Origin of the sequence: Paraburkholderia sp. BL9I2N2 (genome assembly GCF_004339745.1) — a bacterium.
Classification (GTDB): domain Bacteria; phylum Pseudomonadota; class Gammaproteobacteria; order Burkholderiales; family Burkholderiaceae; genus Paraburkholderia.
Map to the genome: position 1 here is coordinate 1,736,550 of NZ_SMGP01000001.1, position 16,989 is coordinate 1,753,538.

The window sequence follows — 16,989 nt, forward strand, 5'->3', positions numbered from 1 at the left end:
CGCACGGGGGCAGAGAGGAGAGCGACATGTGTTTGGGCATCCCAGGGCAGATCGTCGAAGTGACGGATGCGGCGAACGATCTCGCGCTCGTCAATGTCGGCGGTGTGCGGCGCGTGATCAACATCGCGTTCGTGATCGATGAAGACCGGCCGGCGAGCGCGTGCGTCGGCGAATGGGTGCTGGTGCATGTCGGCTTTGCGATGAGCCGGCTCGACGAGCAGGAAGCGGCGCGCACGCTTGCGCTGCTGCACGAACTGGGCGTCGCGCAGGGCGAGATGGATGAGTTGCGCGGCGCGCCGTGAGCGCGCCGTCGCCAGCACACGGAGACCGGCCATGCCCGAACATGAATCGCTGCAAGCGTTGTATCCGTTCCTGCATGGCGCGCATCAGGATGCGGAGCGGCTCGACGCGGCCCTGCTCGAATCGGTGCGTCGCAAGGCGCAGGACAGTGTGGATGCGAAGACGCGTTTCTTCGAGGAAAGCGCGCCCGAGGTCGTGCGCGCGGCTCACGCCATTGCCGACGTGTATCGCCGTGGCGGCCGGCTCTTCGCGATGGGCAACGGCGGTTCGAGTTGCGACGCGGCGCATATCGCGGTCGAGTTTCTGCATCCGGTCACGACGGGACGTCCCGCGCTCACCGCCATCAATCTTGTCGCCGATATGGCCATGTTGACGGCGGTCGGCAACGACGTCGGCTTCAATCATATTTTCGTCCGGCAACTGGTCGCGCAGGCACGGCGCGGCGACGCGCTGATCGGCGTGTCGACGAGCGGCAATTCGGAGAACCTGCTGGCCGCGTTCGCGAAGGCGAAAGAGATGGAACTGCTGACCATCGGACTCTCCGGTCACGACGGCGGACGCATGGCGACGAGCGCCGCGCTCGATCATTGCCTCGTGGTGAAAAGCGACAGCATTCATCGCGTGCAGGAGACGCATGTCGCGATTTATCACATTCTGTGGGACCTCGTGCATACGCTGCTCGCCGACGACCGCGGCGGTCTCGGCGCTTCGCCCACGGCGGCCGCCGGAGGCGCGCCATGAAATACGTCGATGAGTTTCGCGACCCGGAGAAGGCGAAAACGCTCGCGAGGGAAATTCGCGCGCTGGTGTCATGCATCGAGCGCGCGAAGCAGAGGCCGCTGCAAATCATGGAAGTGTGCGGCGGCCACACTCACACGATTTTCCGCTACGGCATCCAGCAATTGCTGCCCGACGCCGTGGAGTTCGTGCACGGTCCCGGCTGCCCGGTGTGCGTGCTGCCGATGGGGCGCGTCGACGATTGCGTCGCGCTGGCGGAGCGTCCGGAAGTCATCTTCACGACGTTCGGCGACGCGATGCGCGTGCCCGGTTCGAAGAAAAGCCTGCTCAAGGCGAAGGCCGACGGCGCCGACGTGCGCATGGTTTATTCGCCGCTCGACGCATTGAAGATCGCGCAGCTCAATCCGCAACGCGAGGTCATTTTCTTCGGGTTGGGCTTCGAGACGACCATGCCGAGCACCGCGATGACCGTCTTGCAGGCGCACGCGCGAAAGGTCACGAATTTCTCGCTGTTCTGCAATCACATCACGATCATTCCGACCATCAAGGCGATTCTCGACTCACCCGATTTGCACCTCGACGGCTTTCTTGGTCCGGGACATGTCAGCATGGTAATCGGCACGCGGCCGTATGACTTCATCGCGCGGCACTATCGCAAGCCGATTACTGTGGCGGGCTTCGAGCCGCTCGACGTGCTGCAATCGATGTGGATGGTGCTCAAGCAGATTGCGGATGGCCGCTGCGAGGTCGAGAACCAGTATGGGCGGATCGTGCCGGAGGATGGCAACGCGCAGGCTTTGTCGGCGGTCACGCGCGTGTTCGAGACGCGCGAGTTTTTCGAGTGGCGTGGACTCGGCTCGATCGATCATTCCGGCGTGCGGATGCGCGAGGCGTTTGCGGGATTCGATGCCGAGCGCAAGTTCGCGGTGCCGAACGTGAAGATCGCCGATCCGAAAGCATGTCAATGCGGCGAGGTGCTCAAGGGCGTGATCAAGCCGCATCAATGCAAGGTGTTCGGCACAGCGTGTACGCCGGATTCGCCGCTCGGCTCGCTGATGGTGTCGAGCGAAGGGGCGTGCGCGGCGTATTACAACTATGGGCGGATCGATACGTCGCGTATCGATGAGCGGCGTGAAGCGCGGCAAGCGGCGGTTCAGGGCGGGGCGTGTCCTGGCGCGGCTAGCAGGGCCGATGTGGTTGGCGTGTCCACCGCGCGAGGTGGCCCATGAACGATCGCGCTTCTACTTCGATCAAAGCCAGCGCGCCGCACCGCGTGCGCGACGCGACCGTCAATCTGGCGCATGGCAGCGGTGGCCGTGCGATGCGCGATCTGATCGAGGACGTGTTCGTGTCGAGCTTCGACAATCCCACGCTCGCGGCGCTGGAAGATCAGGCCGTCTTCGCGCTGGCCGATCTCGCCGCGCACGGCGACCGGCTCGCTTTTACAACCGATAGTTACGTGGTCGATCCGCTGTTCTTTCCGGGCGGCGACATCGGCACGCTGGCCGTGTCCGGGACGGTGAACGACCTGGCGGTGTGTGGCGCGACGCCTTTATACCTGTCGTGCGCCGTGGTGATCGAGGAGGGGTTCTCCGTCGATCTTCTGCGCCGCGTCGCGGCGAGCATGCAGCGCGTCGCGCTCGAAGCCGGCGTCGCGATCGTCACGGGCGACACGAAAGTGGTGGAGCGCGGTTGCGCCGACAAGCTGTTCATCAACACCACGGGCATTGGCGTGGTGCGCCGCGATGTCTCGATTTCGGCGCGCAACGCGCGTCCGGGCGACGTGGTGATCGTCAACGGCTGTCTCGGCGATCACGGCGCGGCGATTCTGGTGGCGCGTCAGCAGCTTGCACTCGAAGCCGACATAGAGAGCGATTGCTGTCCTCTCAACAGCCTGATCGCGGCAATGCTCGACGCGTGTCCGCAGATCCACTGTCTGCGCGATGCGACGCGCGGTGGTGTTGCGACCGTGCTCAATGAATTCGCGCAAAGCTCGAACGTGACGATACGGCTCGATGAAGCCGCGCTGCCCTTGCGTGAACAGGTAAAGGGCGCGTGCGAGATTCTCGGCCTGGACCCGCTGTATCTGGCCAATGAAGGCAAGCTGGTGGCCGTCGTGCCCGCCGACGCCGCCGAACGCGTGCTGGCGGCCATGCGCGTGCACCCGGTGGGACACGAGGCGGCGGTGATCGGGACGGTTGAACGGAACGAGGCGCAGGCGAATGGGCTAGTCGTGATGCGGACCGTGTTCGGCGGGCAACGCATCGTCGATATGCTGGTGGGCGAGCAACTGCCTCGCATCTGTTGAGCGGCCAATCGGGAGTGCGCCGTGCACGAGTTGAGTATTGCGAACAGCGTCGTCGAGATTTGCGCGGAACAGGCGCACGGCGCGCGCGTGCGGCGCGTGACGCTGGAGATCGGGCAACTGTCGGCGGTGATGCCGGAGGCGATCCGGTTTTGCTTCGACGTGTGCGCGAAGGATACGGCGGTGGAGGGCGCGACGCTCGAGATCGTCGTGATACCGGGCGAGGCGCGCTGTCTCACATGCGGCGCGACGCTCGCGGTCGACGTGCCGTTTGGGCAATGCGCGTGCGGCAGCGGGAATCTCGAACTGGTTTCCGGTCAGCAGTTGAAGATCCGGCAGATGGAGGTGGTGTGATGTGTACGACATGCGGATGCTCGAATACGCGGAGCGCGGCAGTGACCGATCTGGATGAGGCGGTGGAGGCGGGGACTCAGTCTCAGGGGACAACCGCAGGTGCGGGCTCGGCCGGAACTGCCTATCGGCGAGTCAGCTCGAATCATCTTGTGGGTGTCAGTGCGCATTCGCATTCACACTCGCACAGCCATCACGATGATCATGTGCACGATCACGGAGATGTCCACCACCATCACGAACATCACCACGAACACGAACACAGCACTTCGATCAACCTCGAACGCGACATCCTGGCCAAAAATCAGCTACTGGCCGAACGCAATCGCGGCTGGCTCGCCGGCCGTTCGATACTGGCGCTGAACCTGATGAGCTCGCCGGGCGCCGGCAAGACGACATTGCTCGAAAGAACGATCCGCGATCTGGGTAACGCGTTCCCGCTCACGGTGATCGAAGGCGATCAGGCCACGCTCAACGACGCCGAGCGGATTCGCGCAACCGGCGCGCGCGTGGTGCAGATCAACACCGGCACCGGGTGCCATCTCGACGCGGAGATGGCGTCGAGAGCCTTGACGCAACTCGACCCGCCGCTGCATTCGGTGGTGATGATCGAAAACGTCGGCAACCTGGTGTGTCCCGCGCTATTCGATCTCGGTGAAGCCGCCAAGGTATTGATTCTTTCGGTGACCGAAGGCGAAGACAAGCCGATCAAGTATCCGCATATGTTCCGGGCGTGTTCCTTGTTGTTGCTGAACAAGATCGACTTGTTGCCGCATTTGCGCTTCGATGTGGAGCGGTGCATCGAGTATGCGAAGCGTGTCAATCCACAAATGAACATTCTTCAGGTGTCGGCGCAGAGCGGGGAGGGCATGGAAGCGTGGTATGGGTGGCTGCGCAGCCGCGCTGCTACTGCGTCACCGTGATCTCGACGCGCCGGTTTTTCATCCGGCCGTGAGGCGTGTCGTTGGCTGCAATCGGTTCCTCATCGCCTTTTCCTGTTGCAATGACACGATCAGACGGCAGACCCGCTGCGAGCAATATCTGCATGACCTGTTTCGCGCGCTCCTCGGACAGCGTCTGGTTGGACGCCAGCGAAGACCTGGCGACCGGCAAACTGTCCGCATACCCTGTGACCCGCACCGTTACCGGCATCCGGGCAACTTCTCTTCCCACGATGGCGATCAGCGGCGCAACCCAGGCGTTCATACTTGTCTCGCCCGGCAGAAACATGTCGTCAAAGCGAAGCTTAATGGTTCCCTGCCGGGCATTTTCCATCAGGCTGACCGTGCCGGCCGCAATCTCGTTCTTCAGAAGATCAGCCAGATTTCCCGCCAGTACATCAACCGGCTTTGCGAGTCGAGCCGGTCGCGGCTCATCAACTCTGGTGTGGAAACCGGCGTAGGTGACGAAACCGAGCAGCGCGGCAAGCACGAGGGCGAGCGCAACCCGCAGATACGCCTTGCGTCTTGGCGCTGCTGCCACGAGCCTGACCTCCGGATCGACGTGGTCGCGCGGCGACGGAGTGAGGGCGGAGGCAGCGACTGCGGTATGAGCAAGACGCGCGGGTGCTGATCGGTTCGTTGTCGCGGCGGCGTTGTGAAGCTGCTTGCGAACCGCTTCGAGTTCGGCTTGCCCATTCGACGCGAACCGGTACCGTCCCTTGAAGCCGAGGTCCAGCACCTTCTGGACCACCTCGATCAGATCACGATGTTCGAGCGGATCAAGCATGGCCTGCTCGATAATCGCATAGACCCGGTCGCCGCCCTGGCGATCTCCGCCGAACGCAACGGCGAGGCTATGCGTCGTCCACTCCACACCAGTCGACACGCCTTTGCCCCAGGCAGTTTGCATGGCGGCTTCGTCCAACGCCGAACACAGGCAATAACGCGTGTTCTGAACGTGATCGGGGCGAAGACGGAGTTCGGCGCAGGCTTTGTCGAATACCCTGACTTCATGCGAGAGCCACCTGTAACGCATTTCGACGGCCCGGCCGTCGAGTACCACGGGCGTATCGGCCAGTGCGTCGAGCAAAGGGCGCGCGGCTTCGAGAAGCGGATTTGCCGCGGCCTCAGCCGCCTCGACACGCGTGCGAATCGGCGGCGATGCGGGCATGCGTGGTTGCGTGAGCAAAATGGCTGGACCGGATGTCGATGTCATGTGCATTCCCCGGATGTCGTGTGCGAGTTCAATGAGGCGTGCCCGGCGCCGCAGCCGGAGCGCCCGGCGGCAATCCCGCCGGCGGCCCGCTGTCGGTGAGGGTGAACACCGGCATTGAGCTCGGGCATCGGAATGTTTTCAGCACATCGCTCGTCAGGGGATTGGGGACGCTGCTTACACCGGCGATATCGAGTACGGCTTTACGGCCGTCGAAATCGAATGCGACACGTATGCGTCCGGGTGTCGTGGTCTCGACGACCTGCCCTTTCTGGACCAGCCGCATCAGCGCCCACGGACCGTCCGCTGTGATCGTCGAACTCTCCGGCCGGATGCGCGGCTCGGCCATCATCTCCGCGTGCACTCCGCCGCGTGGTCCCGGCCAGGTCACCGGGAACGACGCAACCGGCCCATGCTGATAGAGCGTCGTCTGGCCGTCGATGTCGACCATCAGACCGGTGATCGTCGGATCGAGTTCAGGAATCCGGATATCCGCCTTCCAGGACAACTGCTTCTGATCCGGATCGGCAAAGAAGATGTCGCGAATGGCCTTGGCATGCTGGAAGGGTTCGAGGTCTGGACCTTGGACGGGTTCGGTGGCGCCGGCCAACGTCTTGTAGCGCCAGGGTTTTGCCGAGGTGTCGACGAATGCCGAGAGCGTCTTCGTGAAGAAATCGTCAATGACGCCACCTTGTGCGAAGACGCGCGTGAAGTCATCGATACGGACATCGCGCTTGCTGCCGGCTGCGAACGGATAGTTGCCCTCGATCGTCAGCCGGCAGGTGTCGCCGACCACCGCCTGCATCTGTCGCGACAACAATTGGCCAATGCCCTGATTCACCTCGCGCGAGCCGTCCCCCGCCAGCGCCAGCAATACGGCGCGAAACGGAGCCGGCATCGTGTTGGCGGTCATCTTGAGTTTGGACGCCGTGTCGCTTGCCGGTGGCATGCTGTTGTTGGCGATGGCGTTGTCGGCGACAGTCAGCGATGTGTAATAGTCGTTCAACAAGCTCGCGACACCGTCGAGACCGGTCTTGCCGGCCTGCGCAGTGGCTGCTTGCGGTGCGGCCTGTCCGTCCGCGTTGCCCGTGACGACCTCGCGCAGCGCGGCGAAGTGGCTATCGACCAGCTCGCGTTCGATGATTTCCGAAGCCCGTATTCCGAGCGTCTTGTCCGCCTTCTGACTTAGCTGGTCAGCCGCCTTTTGCAGCAGAGAGCCGTCCGCTGCCGCGACGGGTTGCGTCAGCGTGGTCTCGCGCACCGCTGCGCGCGCCAGCCGGGCAAGCGGTGAATCAGGCGCCGCAAAGCTGCGCAGCACCTGCAGATTGAACTGCAGACTGGTACCGTTCACTGTACGGATGTCACCGAGAAACGCGTCCCACAGTTGTGCGTATTCCGTCAGATACTGCCGGCGGATGGCGTCCGTCAGCGGGTCGTCAGCGCCGCTCACGGTGCCTACGAATTCAGATGTTTTTTTTTGAGCCTCGCCGAGATAGGAGCGACCCATCACCCACGCATCGTCGTCGCGTGCGGCCTCCACGAACTCAGGCAGCCGCTTGTCGAATAGATGCCGGTATCCGTCGAAGGTGAACAGTCCAGGCACGCCACGCGACAGCGGCGCGCCGCTCGCCCGCGTGAAGACGAGTCCGGCTTGCGGCCCGACCGAGCGGATCAACGTGAATTCGTCGGGCGCTTCCTTTTGCATCGTCGTCTTGGCCCGTTCGTACAGACGCCCGGTTGCATTACTGCCGTCGAGAAACGAGCGGGCCTGCTGGACCAGTGAATCGTTGCGGATCAACGGCGACTGGACCACGCGGCTTCCTGAAAAGAGCTGCTGTACGTGGTCGACCATCGAGGCCCGGCCGCCGAAGGCCGTTGCGCTATCCGTGTTCGCCCAGTCGTTGAGCACCCAGGCCTTCACGTCGTCGGCGTTGAATTTCGCCTTGTCGTAGAGCATCAGGTAGACGCGCAGCGCGTCGTAGGCCGCCTTCGAATCCTTGTTGGCCACCGCCTGCGAGATGATGTCCTCCACACGCTTGACGATCTGCGGCAGCAGCAGGTTGTCCTCGAGCACGTCGTAGGTGCGACGGCTCTCAGTGACGACGTCAGTCGCGGTGTAAAGGCCGAAACGAAAGGCGCTATCCGGGTCCGACAGGTCGAGCCTCGGGAAGGTCGGCAGGTAGCGTGCCTCGGTGAGCGTATCAGGGATCGCCTCGGGTTTCGGCTCCTTGTACAGTTGCGCGACCTTCGCGGCCAGCGCCTGGGTCTTGCGGCTGATGATGGAGAGATAGTCGCTGTTGTTGCCGAAGCTCAGGCGCAGGCCGATGGCCAGCCATGCGAAAAGCAGCACAGCGAGGGCATGGCCGATGAGCCGCAGGAGACGGAAACGGAATTCCCAGCGCAGATTGGGTCGCACCAGCTGCGCCTCGGCGAACACGACTTTCGTGAGCAGATCGTGCAGGAAGTAGCTCTGGTTGCCGGCCGGTCTCGACGCGCGTGTGCCCAGTACCCGATCGAGCGACGCCGACAGCCGCTGCGCGATAGTCCGCCGCTCGGCCACAAGTGTGCCGCCTGCCTGGATCGCGCTGGTGAAATAGACGCCGCGCAGAGTGGCGTGAAGTTGGGTATCGTCGTAACGCGAGTCGAGGAAGACGCGTTCGACCAGCTCGCCGAGCGGTCGGGACAGTGCGGCGAACTCTTCAGATAGCGCGACAAGCTGCCGGCGTCGGGTGGCATCGAACTCGTCCTGCAAGCGCGTGTTGACGCCGTCGGCCAGACGATTTGCCAGCAAGCCGAGTTCCTCGTTGCAGCGAGTCCGAACTCCTTCCGCCGCAATGGTCTCCTTGCCGTAGGGAAGCGTAAAACCCCAGGACTGGGCGCGTCCCTCCGCTGGCAAGGAAGCAAAGTATTCGTTGAAGCCGGTCAGCCGGTCCATTTTGGTCACGACCAGATAGACCGGAAAACGGATGCCGAGCGCTTCGCGCAGCTCCGCGAGACGTCCGCGCAACGCAGCCGCTTCGGCCATGCGCGCGCTGTCGTCGAGACTCGTCAGCACGGCGAGATCCAGTGTCAGTAGTGCGCCGTTGATCGGTGCGCGAGGCCGGTGCTTGCGCAGCATCGCCAGAAAGCCGAACCACTCGGCCGCATCCATTTTCTCGTGCAACGGGCCAGAGGCCGGATGGACCGTGGCGGAAGCCGTAGCGGCAGCGGGCTGCACCGGGAGAGCCACGACCGATTTGTCCTTGTCGTGCGCGCTTTCGCTCTTTGACGTGGCATCCGTCCTGTCGGCAGATTTCCTTCCGGCAGTAGCGACCGTCGACAACAGCCGGCTGTGCTGCGAGGTGCCGTGACGGGTGTAGTGGCCCGCGGTATCGATGAGCACCGCGTCGTTGGTGAGCCACCAGTCGACGGACTCGGTGCCGGCAAGGGCGCCGACGGTACGCTGCATCTGGCCCGCGACCGGAAACGACAGGCCGGCATTGAGCAAGGCGGCCGTTTTCCCCGAACCCTGCGAGCCGAGCGTGATGTACCACGGCAGTTCGTACAGGTAGCGCTTGCCCTGGAACAGGCGTCCGATGCCGCGTGCTCCGGTGCGCATTGCCTTCAGCCGCGCCAACGCGCCCGATACGATCGCCTGCACTTTCTCCAGTTGCGCCGCAGCCGGCGATGCTTCTTTTGCGCCACCGAACTCGAGCAGGCTCTTGAGGAATTGCGCGTCGGTGCGCATTCTCTGCCAGAGCCGCAAAGTCCAGTACACGGCGAAGATCGCCAGCACGACTGCAATGGCAATGATGCGTGCCGACGCGGGCACAAACGGCTGTTCACGCCCGAACGCGAGGAGCGGCGACGCATACCAGATGAGCAGGCACAGTAGCGCCACGAACATCACGCTGGTGGACCAGCCGGCTAGCCACAGCAGCACGCCGCCCAGCATCAGTGCGATCACCAGCACACGCATCCCGACGGTTGCGAGCGGCTTCAGCCCACCGAACGCAACAAGGGGACCGACAAACCAGATCACCAGCGCGACAACCAGCAGCGCGACAAAGGCAAGAAACTGGCGCGATACCAGAAACGACAACTTCTTCATGCTTGAATTTCCCGTGTTTCCTGGTTGGCCCGTTATTGCGCGACCGTGATTTCGACGCGGCGATTCTGCGCGCGGCCCTGCACGGTTGCGTTATCGCCTATCGGATCGGCGTCACCCCTTCCTACTGCTTCGAGCCGGGCCGCCGGCACGCCCGCGGTCTGAAGCATCTGCATGATCTGGGTGGCGCGCTCCTCGGACAAGGCTTCGTTCGACGCGAACTGGCGGCTCTTTATCGGCAGGTTATCGGTGTAACCCAGCACCGTTACCTTGCCCGGTACCTTGACGATTTCGCCCGCGATCTTCGTGACCAACGGCGTCATCGACGTCTTCACCGCCGCGGCGCCCGGCGGGAACATCGAATCACCGCGGAACGTCACTGAACTGTGATGCGCGTCTTCGTCGACGCTCACGGTGCCCGCGGCAATCTCGTTCTTCAGCAGTTCCTTGAGATGAAGTGCGGGCGGGGCAGGCGGGGGCGTCATGCGCCCGATGTCGGCGATCTGTTTTTGCACCTCGGCACTCCGGTTCAACAGTTCGTATTTGAAATAGCCGAACAGACCGATCAGGATGACTGATAGAACGGCAAGCGTGATCCATACCGGGAAGTCGAAGAACGACACGCGCTTGCCCGTCACATCCGATTGCCAGTGAGGTGATAGTGCGACGGCCAGGCTCCCGCGCTGCGACATGATCTCGTTGTAGATGCGCTGACGCACGGTTTCGTGTTTGCGTCGGCCATCCGCCTCGTAGCGGTAGCGACCTTCGAAGCCGAGGCTAAGAATCCGGTAAATGAGTTCGAGCAGGTCGAGATGCTCCTGCGACTCGCTCATCAGCCGCCCGACCAACAGATAGACTTTGGTGCCGCCCTGGCGATCCTCGTGGAAAAGCGTGGCAAGACCGTTGGTATTCCATTCGACGCCGGTTTCACCGCCTTTTCCCCATACCGTTTGCATCGCGGCTTCGTCGAGTGCCGTGCACAGGCAATAGCGTGCGCCGAGCATGTGATCGCGCCGGATACTGATCTGATCGCAGAGCTTCTGGAAGACCCGCACTTCTTGCTCCAGCAAGACTCGCAACTGATCTATTCCGTCCTTTTCCAGCTGATCGGGCAAGTCCGCCAGCGCCCGCAATAGAGGGCGAGCTGCCTCGAGCAGCGGATTGCGGGCCGCTCTGATGGCGGCAAGGCGCTCCGCAGTCGATTCCCCCTGCGGCACATCTCGATGAAGAGACGCTCCGGACGCTGCCGCGCCCGCACTCCGGGACGACTGTCCTCCTGGTGCGGGGCGCGGGACGGTGCTCTGAATGCCGTCTTGATCGCCTGGCCACCGGTCACGCTCGCCCGAACGGTTCGCTACGTCTGAATTCACTGGTTTACCTTTTTTCTCTGCAAGTTCGTCGCGCCTTCTGATCTCAGGCACGAGCAGCTCCCGCTGCCCGATAGCGGCTGATGTGTGCTAGCCGCGCACGCCCCACAGTTCGAGCTTCAGCGACGGGAAATCACCGGCGACATGCAGGGCGAGGCCGCCGTGCCGCGCGACTTCTTCCCACAACGGGCCGCTACGCGAGAGTTCGTAGTACACGAAGCCCGCGTTGAACGGGATCTGTCGCGGCGGCACCGGCAACGCCTGCAGCGCGATGCCCGGCAAGTGGCCGCGCACCAGGTCCGGCAACCGTTCAGAGGGACCGGCTTTCGCCTGGGCGGCGAACTGTTGCTGGAGCAGATCCGGCGGCATCGCGGCGTGCACTGCGAGCACGACTGCCGTGAAGCCGCGCATGTCGACCGGATCGACCACCGCGTTGCGCATCCCATGTCCCTGTTCTTTCAGCACGATGCTTTGCGCGCTGCGCACCAGCACCGCGTTGAGTAACAGGTGCGTGTCATCCACCACGGGCTTCAGGCAAAGATGCGGTGTGGTGTGCTGGTAGGCTGGATGGGAGTCGAGCGGGCGGCGGCTTTCGGGACGCACGTAGGTCGACAGTTCTCCTGCCATGCTCAGCAGCAGCGCGTACAGATCGGCCGGCGACGTGGTCGGTACCCGGCGCAGATGCTGAAGCAGAGGCTCGTAACGGTTAAGCGTCTGCAACAGCAGATAGTCGGACACTTCGGCGGTCGTGCCGGCTTTGCCGTCGCCGCCGGTCAGCCGTGTAGCGAGGGCGGTTGCGCGCAGGCGCGTGAGTTCGTGAATCTTCGCGAGCCAGCTCTTGAGCAGGTCGCTCGCCCCGAAACCGGCCACCGGTGGAATCAATGTGTCGTCCAGAACGATGCTGCTATCCGCGTGAATCGTCTTGACGCGTGTCAGCGCAAGTCCGATCCATGCATCGGTCAATTCCTTTTCCGGCACGAGTCGCAGGCGCAGATTCGACAATTGCACGGTCTTCGGCCCTTGTCCGATCGAATTGGTGTCGCGCAGGTCGGTATCGAATACGACGTTGCGGGCGAGCGAGTCAGCAGCGTTGTCGAAAGTCGTCTCTTCGCCGTTCGGCACACGGACAGGCACGGCGAGGTAGATCAACTGATCCAGGTGTTCCGCGCGGATGGTGAGCGGCGCAGGCGGGGGAGTGCTGCCGGGCGTATCGAATGGCGTGCCGTCGGCGAACACGCCGCTGGCCGATTTCACGATCACCTTGCCTAGCGCCAGCGCCTCGGTATCGAGGCTGTAATGACTGAAGCCGAAGAAGAACGGCGAGAGCGTTGCCGCGCGCTTGTGCGCATAGTGTTCGAGATACCGTTCCTGTTGCTGAAAAAGCTGTGGGCGCAGAAAGAGCCCCTCGCTCCAGACGACCTTGTTGTGCCAGCTCATGCGTTCATTCCACTATTTGGTCTCGGTAATCTTGATTGCGTTGGGTTCAAGATTGATGGTCAGTTTGAGTTTGGGCGAGGCGCGGTACCACGCCGCATCCGGCGCCGCCGGCAGCGGATAGACCGCGCGCCATACCGAGTTGGGCAGATCCCGGTAGGCCGCCAGGATTCCGACGCTGGTGGTTGCGGGATCGGCCCTGGTCTTGATGGATTTGCTCTCGCCAGGCCGCAGCTGGAATTGCTGGCGGGTGACGAGATCGTCCGCGAGAGCGGTCTTGTCTTTGTCCTGCAATGAAAAAAAGTCGGCGGAATTAAACACGCCGTCGGTTTTCAATTCATAGATCCGTACGACAATCGGCGCCGCGCGCTTCTGATCGTCGGGATTGACGCCGGCGGATGCGACGACCGACAGTTCGAGCTTGACGGGCTCCTTCGCCATTTTGGGATCGCTGCTGACGCACGCGGTCAGCGCGCATGCAAAAGCGAGAGCAATAACGTTGATGAAGAGGCGCATTAGGCAACGCAAAATGAGGCGCGATAGAAACGCCGCGGGAAGCAAACCGGAAAGGCCCAGGCGGGCCAGGACCTGCCCGGGCGACTGTTGGCAGGACGGCTTAAGCCTCCTTATTGCCCTTGATGTCGAAGGCGGCCGTCACGGCGCCGCCGCTACCGCCTTGCGCGTTCTGTACGACGTATTCCTGCTTGACCTTGGCAAACGAAAGCCGGACGTGTTCGTGAATGCCTTCGTCGGAGTTGCTGCCGGACGGATGAACCTGAGTCACGATCACGTCACTCATCGTGATCTTCAGATATTCGAGCGGGTTGCCACCGGCTTTGCGGACAACCAGCACAGCCTGGTCGACGTGCTTGCCGGTCAGGCAGTACTTCATCAGGTTCGGGCTCGCCCGGTCCACGAGGTGTTCGAACTCGAGGTCCTCGACGGTGGCCTTGCCGGCGCCGCCACCCGAACCAGCGTGCATGTTCGCTTGCTGCGACACGCGCCAGCCCCAGCTCCTCACCTCGATCTCGTTCTTGTGCGACGAGTCGGGCGACTCGCCATCAATGCCGTTGATCTTGAGAAAAATGTCTTGTGCCATCTAAAGCTCCTTGGTGTTAAACATCTACAACCTGGTTTCACAACAACTACCTGACCAAATCAGCAATCTCTGCCTGTAGTGCGTCACGGAGGCTGCGCCGATCATCACTGCCCCTGATATCGTCGATAAGCCATTTGCCACGAACCCACACCAGATCGAGCTCCACCCTGTTCGGTTTCCTGAAGTTCGTAAATGAAACGACGGCCTTTGCTTTTTGGCGCTTCGCCACCGTGACTTCAATGCCGGTCGTCTTCACGTCGAAGTCCTGACAACGGCAGATCGGATCCATGTCCAGATAGCCGGCCTCGCCCTTCAACGCCCGCTGATCTTTCCTGATCAACTGCAGGAGCGATGGCGAGGCAATGGCGTGAGAGCCCGCCGCTTCAATGCCGGGAGGATCGCCGTTGAACGTGTAGGCGCTGTAGACGGTTTGCAGAAACCGCTGCGCTGACGCGGCGCTTTGTGCAAATGCCGGCTGCATGCTCAGAACAGCCCATGCGATCAGCGCCAATACGCAGGCTCGCAATCGCATCACTGTTCTCCCTGCCACCGGTACACCTTGTACGCGGGCTTGTTCTGGCGATAGCCGGGGCCGCTCCACATGTCGTTCTGGCGGAAATCGGAAACCCACCGCTGACCGTTGTACATGGTGATATGGCCGGCGATATTGCCGCCTGGGTAAGACTGAATGACGGCGATATCCCCTTTGCGCGGCGTAATGAGGTCACTTGCCGACACCTCGACAAAACCGCGCGTGCGCAGAACGGGGCCGTAGTTCTTCGCCAACTCGACCGCCGGCCCTCGAGGAATGACGATTCCGCCGGCCGCAATCGCTTGCCTGACGTAGGACGCGCATCGGCCAAGGGAGTCCGCATGTGCGTGAGCATTGAGATGCGCTACGGCTGCATCGACATCGTAATTTTCATCGGCCATATCAACGCCTTGAATCGGAAAAAAACGGTAAAGAATCACGAACGACGAGCTGGTCCGTGCCTGGACGCACGGCTGGTTTCGGACAGCAGACATGCCGTGCATTCAGGGGGACCTACTCGCAAACGTATCGATTAAGCCGCTTCCTTGATGGACGGCAGTTTCGCGACGAGACGCAAGGACACCGTCAGGCCTTCGAGCTGGAAGTGCGGGCGCAGGAAGAATTTCGCCTGGTAATAACCGGGGTTGCCTTCCACTTCTTCCACGACGACTTCGGCCGCGGCAAGCGGGCGTCGCGCCTTGGTTTCCTGCGATGAGTTGGCAGGATCCGCGTCGACGTAGTGCATGACCCACTCGTTCAGCCAGCGCTGCATTTCCTCGCGCTCCTTGAACGCGCCGATCTTGTCGCGCACGATGCACTTGAGGTAATGCGCGAAGCGCGAGCAGGCGAACAGATACGGCAGGCGCGCGGACAAATTCGCATTCGCGGTGGCGTCCGCGTCGTGGTATTCGGCCGGTTTCTGCAAGGACTGCGCACCGATGAAAGTGGCGTGATCGGTATTCTTGCGGTGGATCAGCGGGATGAAACCGTTCTTCGACAACTCGGCTTCGCGCCGGTCCGAGATGGCGATCTCGGTCGGGCACTTCATGTCGACGCCGCCGTCGTCGGTGGGGAATGAATGACACGGCAGATTGTCGACCGTACCGCCGGATTCGACGCCGCGGATCAGCGAGCACCAGCCATACAGCTTGAACGAACGATTGATGTTCACACCCATCGCATAGGCCGCGTTGGCCCACGCGTAACGGCGGTGGTCGGAGCCGTTGGTGTCTTCTTCGAAGTCGAATTCGTCAACGGGATTGGTCTTCGCGCCATAGGGCAGGCGGGCGAGGAAACGGGGCATCGCGAGACCGACATAGCGCGCGTCTTCGCTATTGCGCAGCGAGTTCCACGGCGCGTACTCGAGATTCTGAGTGAAGATCTTGGTCAGGTCGCGCGGGTTGGCGAGTTCTTGCCACGATTCCATCTGTAGCACCGAGGGCGACGCGCCGGAGATGAACGGCGTGTGCGCCGCCGCGGCGACTTTGGCGATCGAGCCGAGCAGATCGACGTCAGGCGGCGTATGGTCGAAATAGTAGTCGGCCACCAGGCAGCCATAAGGCTCGCCACCAAGCTGGCCGTACTCTTCTTCATAGATCTGCTTGAAGAGCGGGCTCTGATCCCAGGCGATGCCTTTATAGCGTTTCATCGTGCGGCGCAATTCGTCTTTCGACACGTCCATGAAACGGATCTTCAGACGCTCGTCGGTTTCCGTGTTCGAAACCAGATGGTGTACGCCGCGCCAGGCGGACTCCAGTTTCTGGAAGTCGTCATGATGCAGAATCAGGTTGATCTGCTCGGAAAGCTTGTGATCGATCTGAGCGATGATCGCCTCGATGCTCTTGTAGGCGTCGTCGCTGATCGTGGCCGATTGCAGCAGCGCCTGTTCGGCGAGCGTCTGCACGGCGTGCTCGACGGCCTCGCGGGCCTGTTCGGTTTTCGGCCTGAATTCCTGGTTGAGCAGTTGGGTAAAGTCGGACTGCGTGTGTACTTCCGCGGTGGCCGCGTGCATTGGTTGTTTTGCCATGGTTTGTCCTCTGAATCTGTTCTGTCCCGTCGATCAGCGGGGCGCGTCCGTGGCATCCGCCACGTCGGCTGCGGCGTTCGAAAGCTGGGGTTTCGGTGTGGCCGCAAGCGATTTCAGCAGCGCCGGATCCTGCAGCAGCCTGTTGACGAGTGATTCCGCGCCGGACTTGCCGTCCATGTACGTTTGCAGATTCGCGAGTTGCGTGCGGGCTTCGAGCAGTTGCCGCAGGGAATCGACCTTGCGGGCGACGGCCGCCGGCGAGAAGTCCTCAATGCTCTCGAAGGTCATATCGACCATCAACTGCCCCTCGCCTGACAGCGTGTTCGGCACCGCGAATGCGACGCGCGGCTTGATCGCCTTCATCCGTTCATCGAAGTTGTCGATATCGATATCGAGGAAACTGCGGTCGGCAACCGGCGGCAGCGGTTCGACGGGCTTGCCGGAGAGGTCCGAAAGCACGCCCATGACAAACGGCAGTTCGACCTTCTTCTCGGAGCCGTAGACTTCGACGTCGTACTCGATCTGCACACGTGGCGCCCGATTGCGCGCGATGAATTTCTGCGAACTACTGGGAACAGACATTGAGGTCTCCGTGG

Annotated in this window: 16 protein-coding genes; 6 read left to right on the forward strand and 10 right to left on the reverse strand. The window is 62.3% G+C overall.

Features of this window, described 5'->3' with window-relative positions; genetic code table 11:
* The first annotated feature begins 26 nt into the window (after nt 1-26).
* The 6 genes from B0G74_RS08150 to hypB all read left to right on the forward strand — a co-directional run bounded on the left by B0G74_RS08150 (nt 27) and on the right by hypB (nt 4,617).
* On the forward strand, nt 27-302 hold the full coding sequence (locus tag B0G74_RS08150) for a HypC/HybG/HupF family hydrogenase formation chaperone (protein WP_132374323.1): 276 nt from the start codon (nt 27-29) through the stop codon (nt 300-302).
* Between the two features lie 31 nt (nt 303-333).
* A complete protein-coding gene (locus B0G74_RS08155; RefSeq protein ID WP_132374324.1) occupies nt 334-1,041 on the forward strand; it encodes an SIS domain-containing protein in 708 nt (235 codons plus the stop codon).
* Entirely contained in the window at nt 1,038-2,267 is a 1,230-nt protein-coding gene (gene hypD / locus B0G74_RS08160) for a hydrogenase formation protein HypD (protein ID WP_132374325.1), read from the forward strand. Before B0G74_RS08155 ends, hypD begins: the two co-directional genes overlap by 4 nt.
* A complete protein-coding gene (gene hypE, locus B0G74_RS08165) occupies nt 2,264-3,346 on the forward strand; it encodes a hydrogenase expression/formation protein HypE (protein ID WP_132374326.1) in 1,083 nt (360 codons plus the stop codon). Before hypD ends, hypE begins: the two co-directional genes overlap by 4 nt.
* A 21-nt stretch (nt 3,347-3,367) precedes the next feature.
* Nucleotides 3,368-3,697 (forward strand): hydrogenase maturation nickel metallochaperone HypA, encoded by a 330-nt coding sequence (gene hypA, locus B0G74_RS08170; protein ID WP_132374327.1) that lies wholly within the window; start codon nt 3,368-3,370, stop codon nt 3,695-3,697.
* 203 nt (nt 3,698-3,900) lie between these two features.
* The gene (gene hypB, locus B0G74_RS08175; RefSeq protein ID WP_342960549.1) at nt 3,901-4,617 is read left to right on the forward strand and encodes a hydrogenase nickel incorporation protein HypB; all 717 of its coding nucleotides are present in this window, start codon (nt 3,901-3,903) and stop codon (nt 4,615-4,617) included.
* Here the strand turns inward: hypB and icmH are convergent.
* From icmH to tssB, 10 genes are all read right to left on the reverse strand, one after another.
* Nucleotides 4,601-5,857 carry a type IVB secretion system protein IcmH/DotU gene (gene icmH, locus B0G74_RS08180; RefSeq protein WP_132374329.1) on the reverse strand — a complete coding sequence of 419 codons (1,257 nt, stop codon included), beginning with the start codon at nt 5,855-5,857 and terminating at the stop codon, nt 4,601-4,603. The two genes, hypB and icmH, sit on opposite strands and share 17 nt — an antisense overlap.
* Before the next feature lie 22 nt (nt 5,858-5,879).
* Entirely contained in the window at nt 5,880-9,938 is a 4,059-nt protein-coding gene (gene tssM, locus B0G74_RS08185; protein ID WP_132374330.1) for a type VI secretion system membrane subunit TssM, read from the reverse strand.
* A gap of 32 nt (nt 9,939-9,970) precedes the next feature.
* A complete protein-coding gene (gene tssL, locus B0G74_RS08190) occupies nt 9,971-11,305 on the reverse strand; it encodes a type VI secretion system protein TssL, long form (RefSeq protein ID WP_132374331.1) in 1,335 nt (444 codons plus the stop codon).
* A gap of 87 nt (nt 11,306-11,392) precedes the next feature.
* Nucleotides 11,393-12,739, reverse strand: coding sequence for a type VI secretion system baseplate subunit TssK (gene tssK / locus B0G74_RS08195; RefSeq protein WP_132374332.1), 1,347 nt, complete (start codon nt 12,737-12,739; stop codon nt 11,393-11,395).
* Between the two features lie 12 nt (nt 12,740-12,751).
* The gene (gene tssJ / locus B0G74_RS08200) at nt 12,752-13,252 is read right to left on the reverse strand and encodes a type VI secretion system lipoprotein TssJ (protein ID WP_132374333.1); all 501 of its coding nucleotides are present in this window, start codon (nt 13,250-13,252) and stop codon (nt 12,752-12,754) included.
* Between the two features lie 100 nt (nt 13,253-13,352).
* Nucleotides 13,353-13,835, reverse strand: a complete 483-nt coding sequence (locus B0G74_RS08205; RefSeq protein ID WP_132374334.1) for a type VI secretion system tube protein Hcp — start codon at nt 13,833-13,835, stop codon at nt 13,353-13,355.
* A 46-nt stretch (nt 13,836-13,881) separates the two neighbouring features.
* On the reverse strand, nt 13,882-14,367 hold the full coding sequence (locus tag B0G74_RS08210; protein WP_243658142.1) for a DUF3828 domain-containing protein: 486 nt from the start codon (nt 14,365-14,367) through the stop codon (nt 13,882-13,884).
* Nucleotides 14,367-14,768, reverse strand: a complete 402-nt coding sequence (locus B0G74_RS08215; protein WP_132374335.1) for a hypothetical protein — start codon at nt 14,766-14,768, stop codon at nt 14,367-14,369. Before B0G74_RS08215 ends, B0G74_RS08210 begins: the two co-directional genes overlap by 1 nt.
* Before the next feature lie 131 nt (nt 14,769-14,899).
* The gene (gene tssC, locus B0G74_RS08220) at nt 14,900-16,393 is read right to left on the reverse strand and encodes a type VI secretion system contractile sheath large subunit (RefSeq protein WP_132374336.1); all 1,494 of its coding nucleotides are present in this window, start codon (nt 16,391-16,393) and stop codon (nt 14,900-14,902) included.
* A 33-nt stretch (nt 16,394-16,426) separates the two neighbouring features.
* The gene (gene tssB, locus B0G74_RS08225) at nt 16,427-16,975 is read right to left on the reverse strand and encodes a type VI secretion system contractile sheath small subunit (protein ID WP_132374337.1); all 549 of its coding nucleotides are present in this window, start codon (nt 16,973-16,975) and stop codon (nt 16,427-16,429) included.
* Between the last annotated feature and the right edge of the window lie 14 nt (nt 16,976-16,989).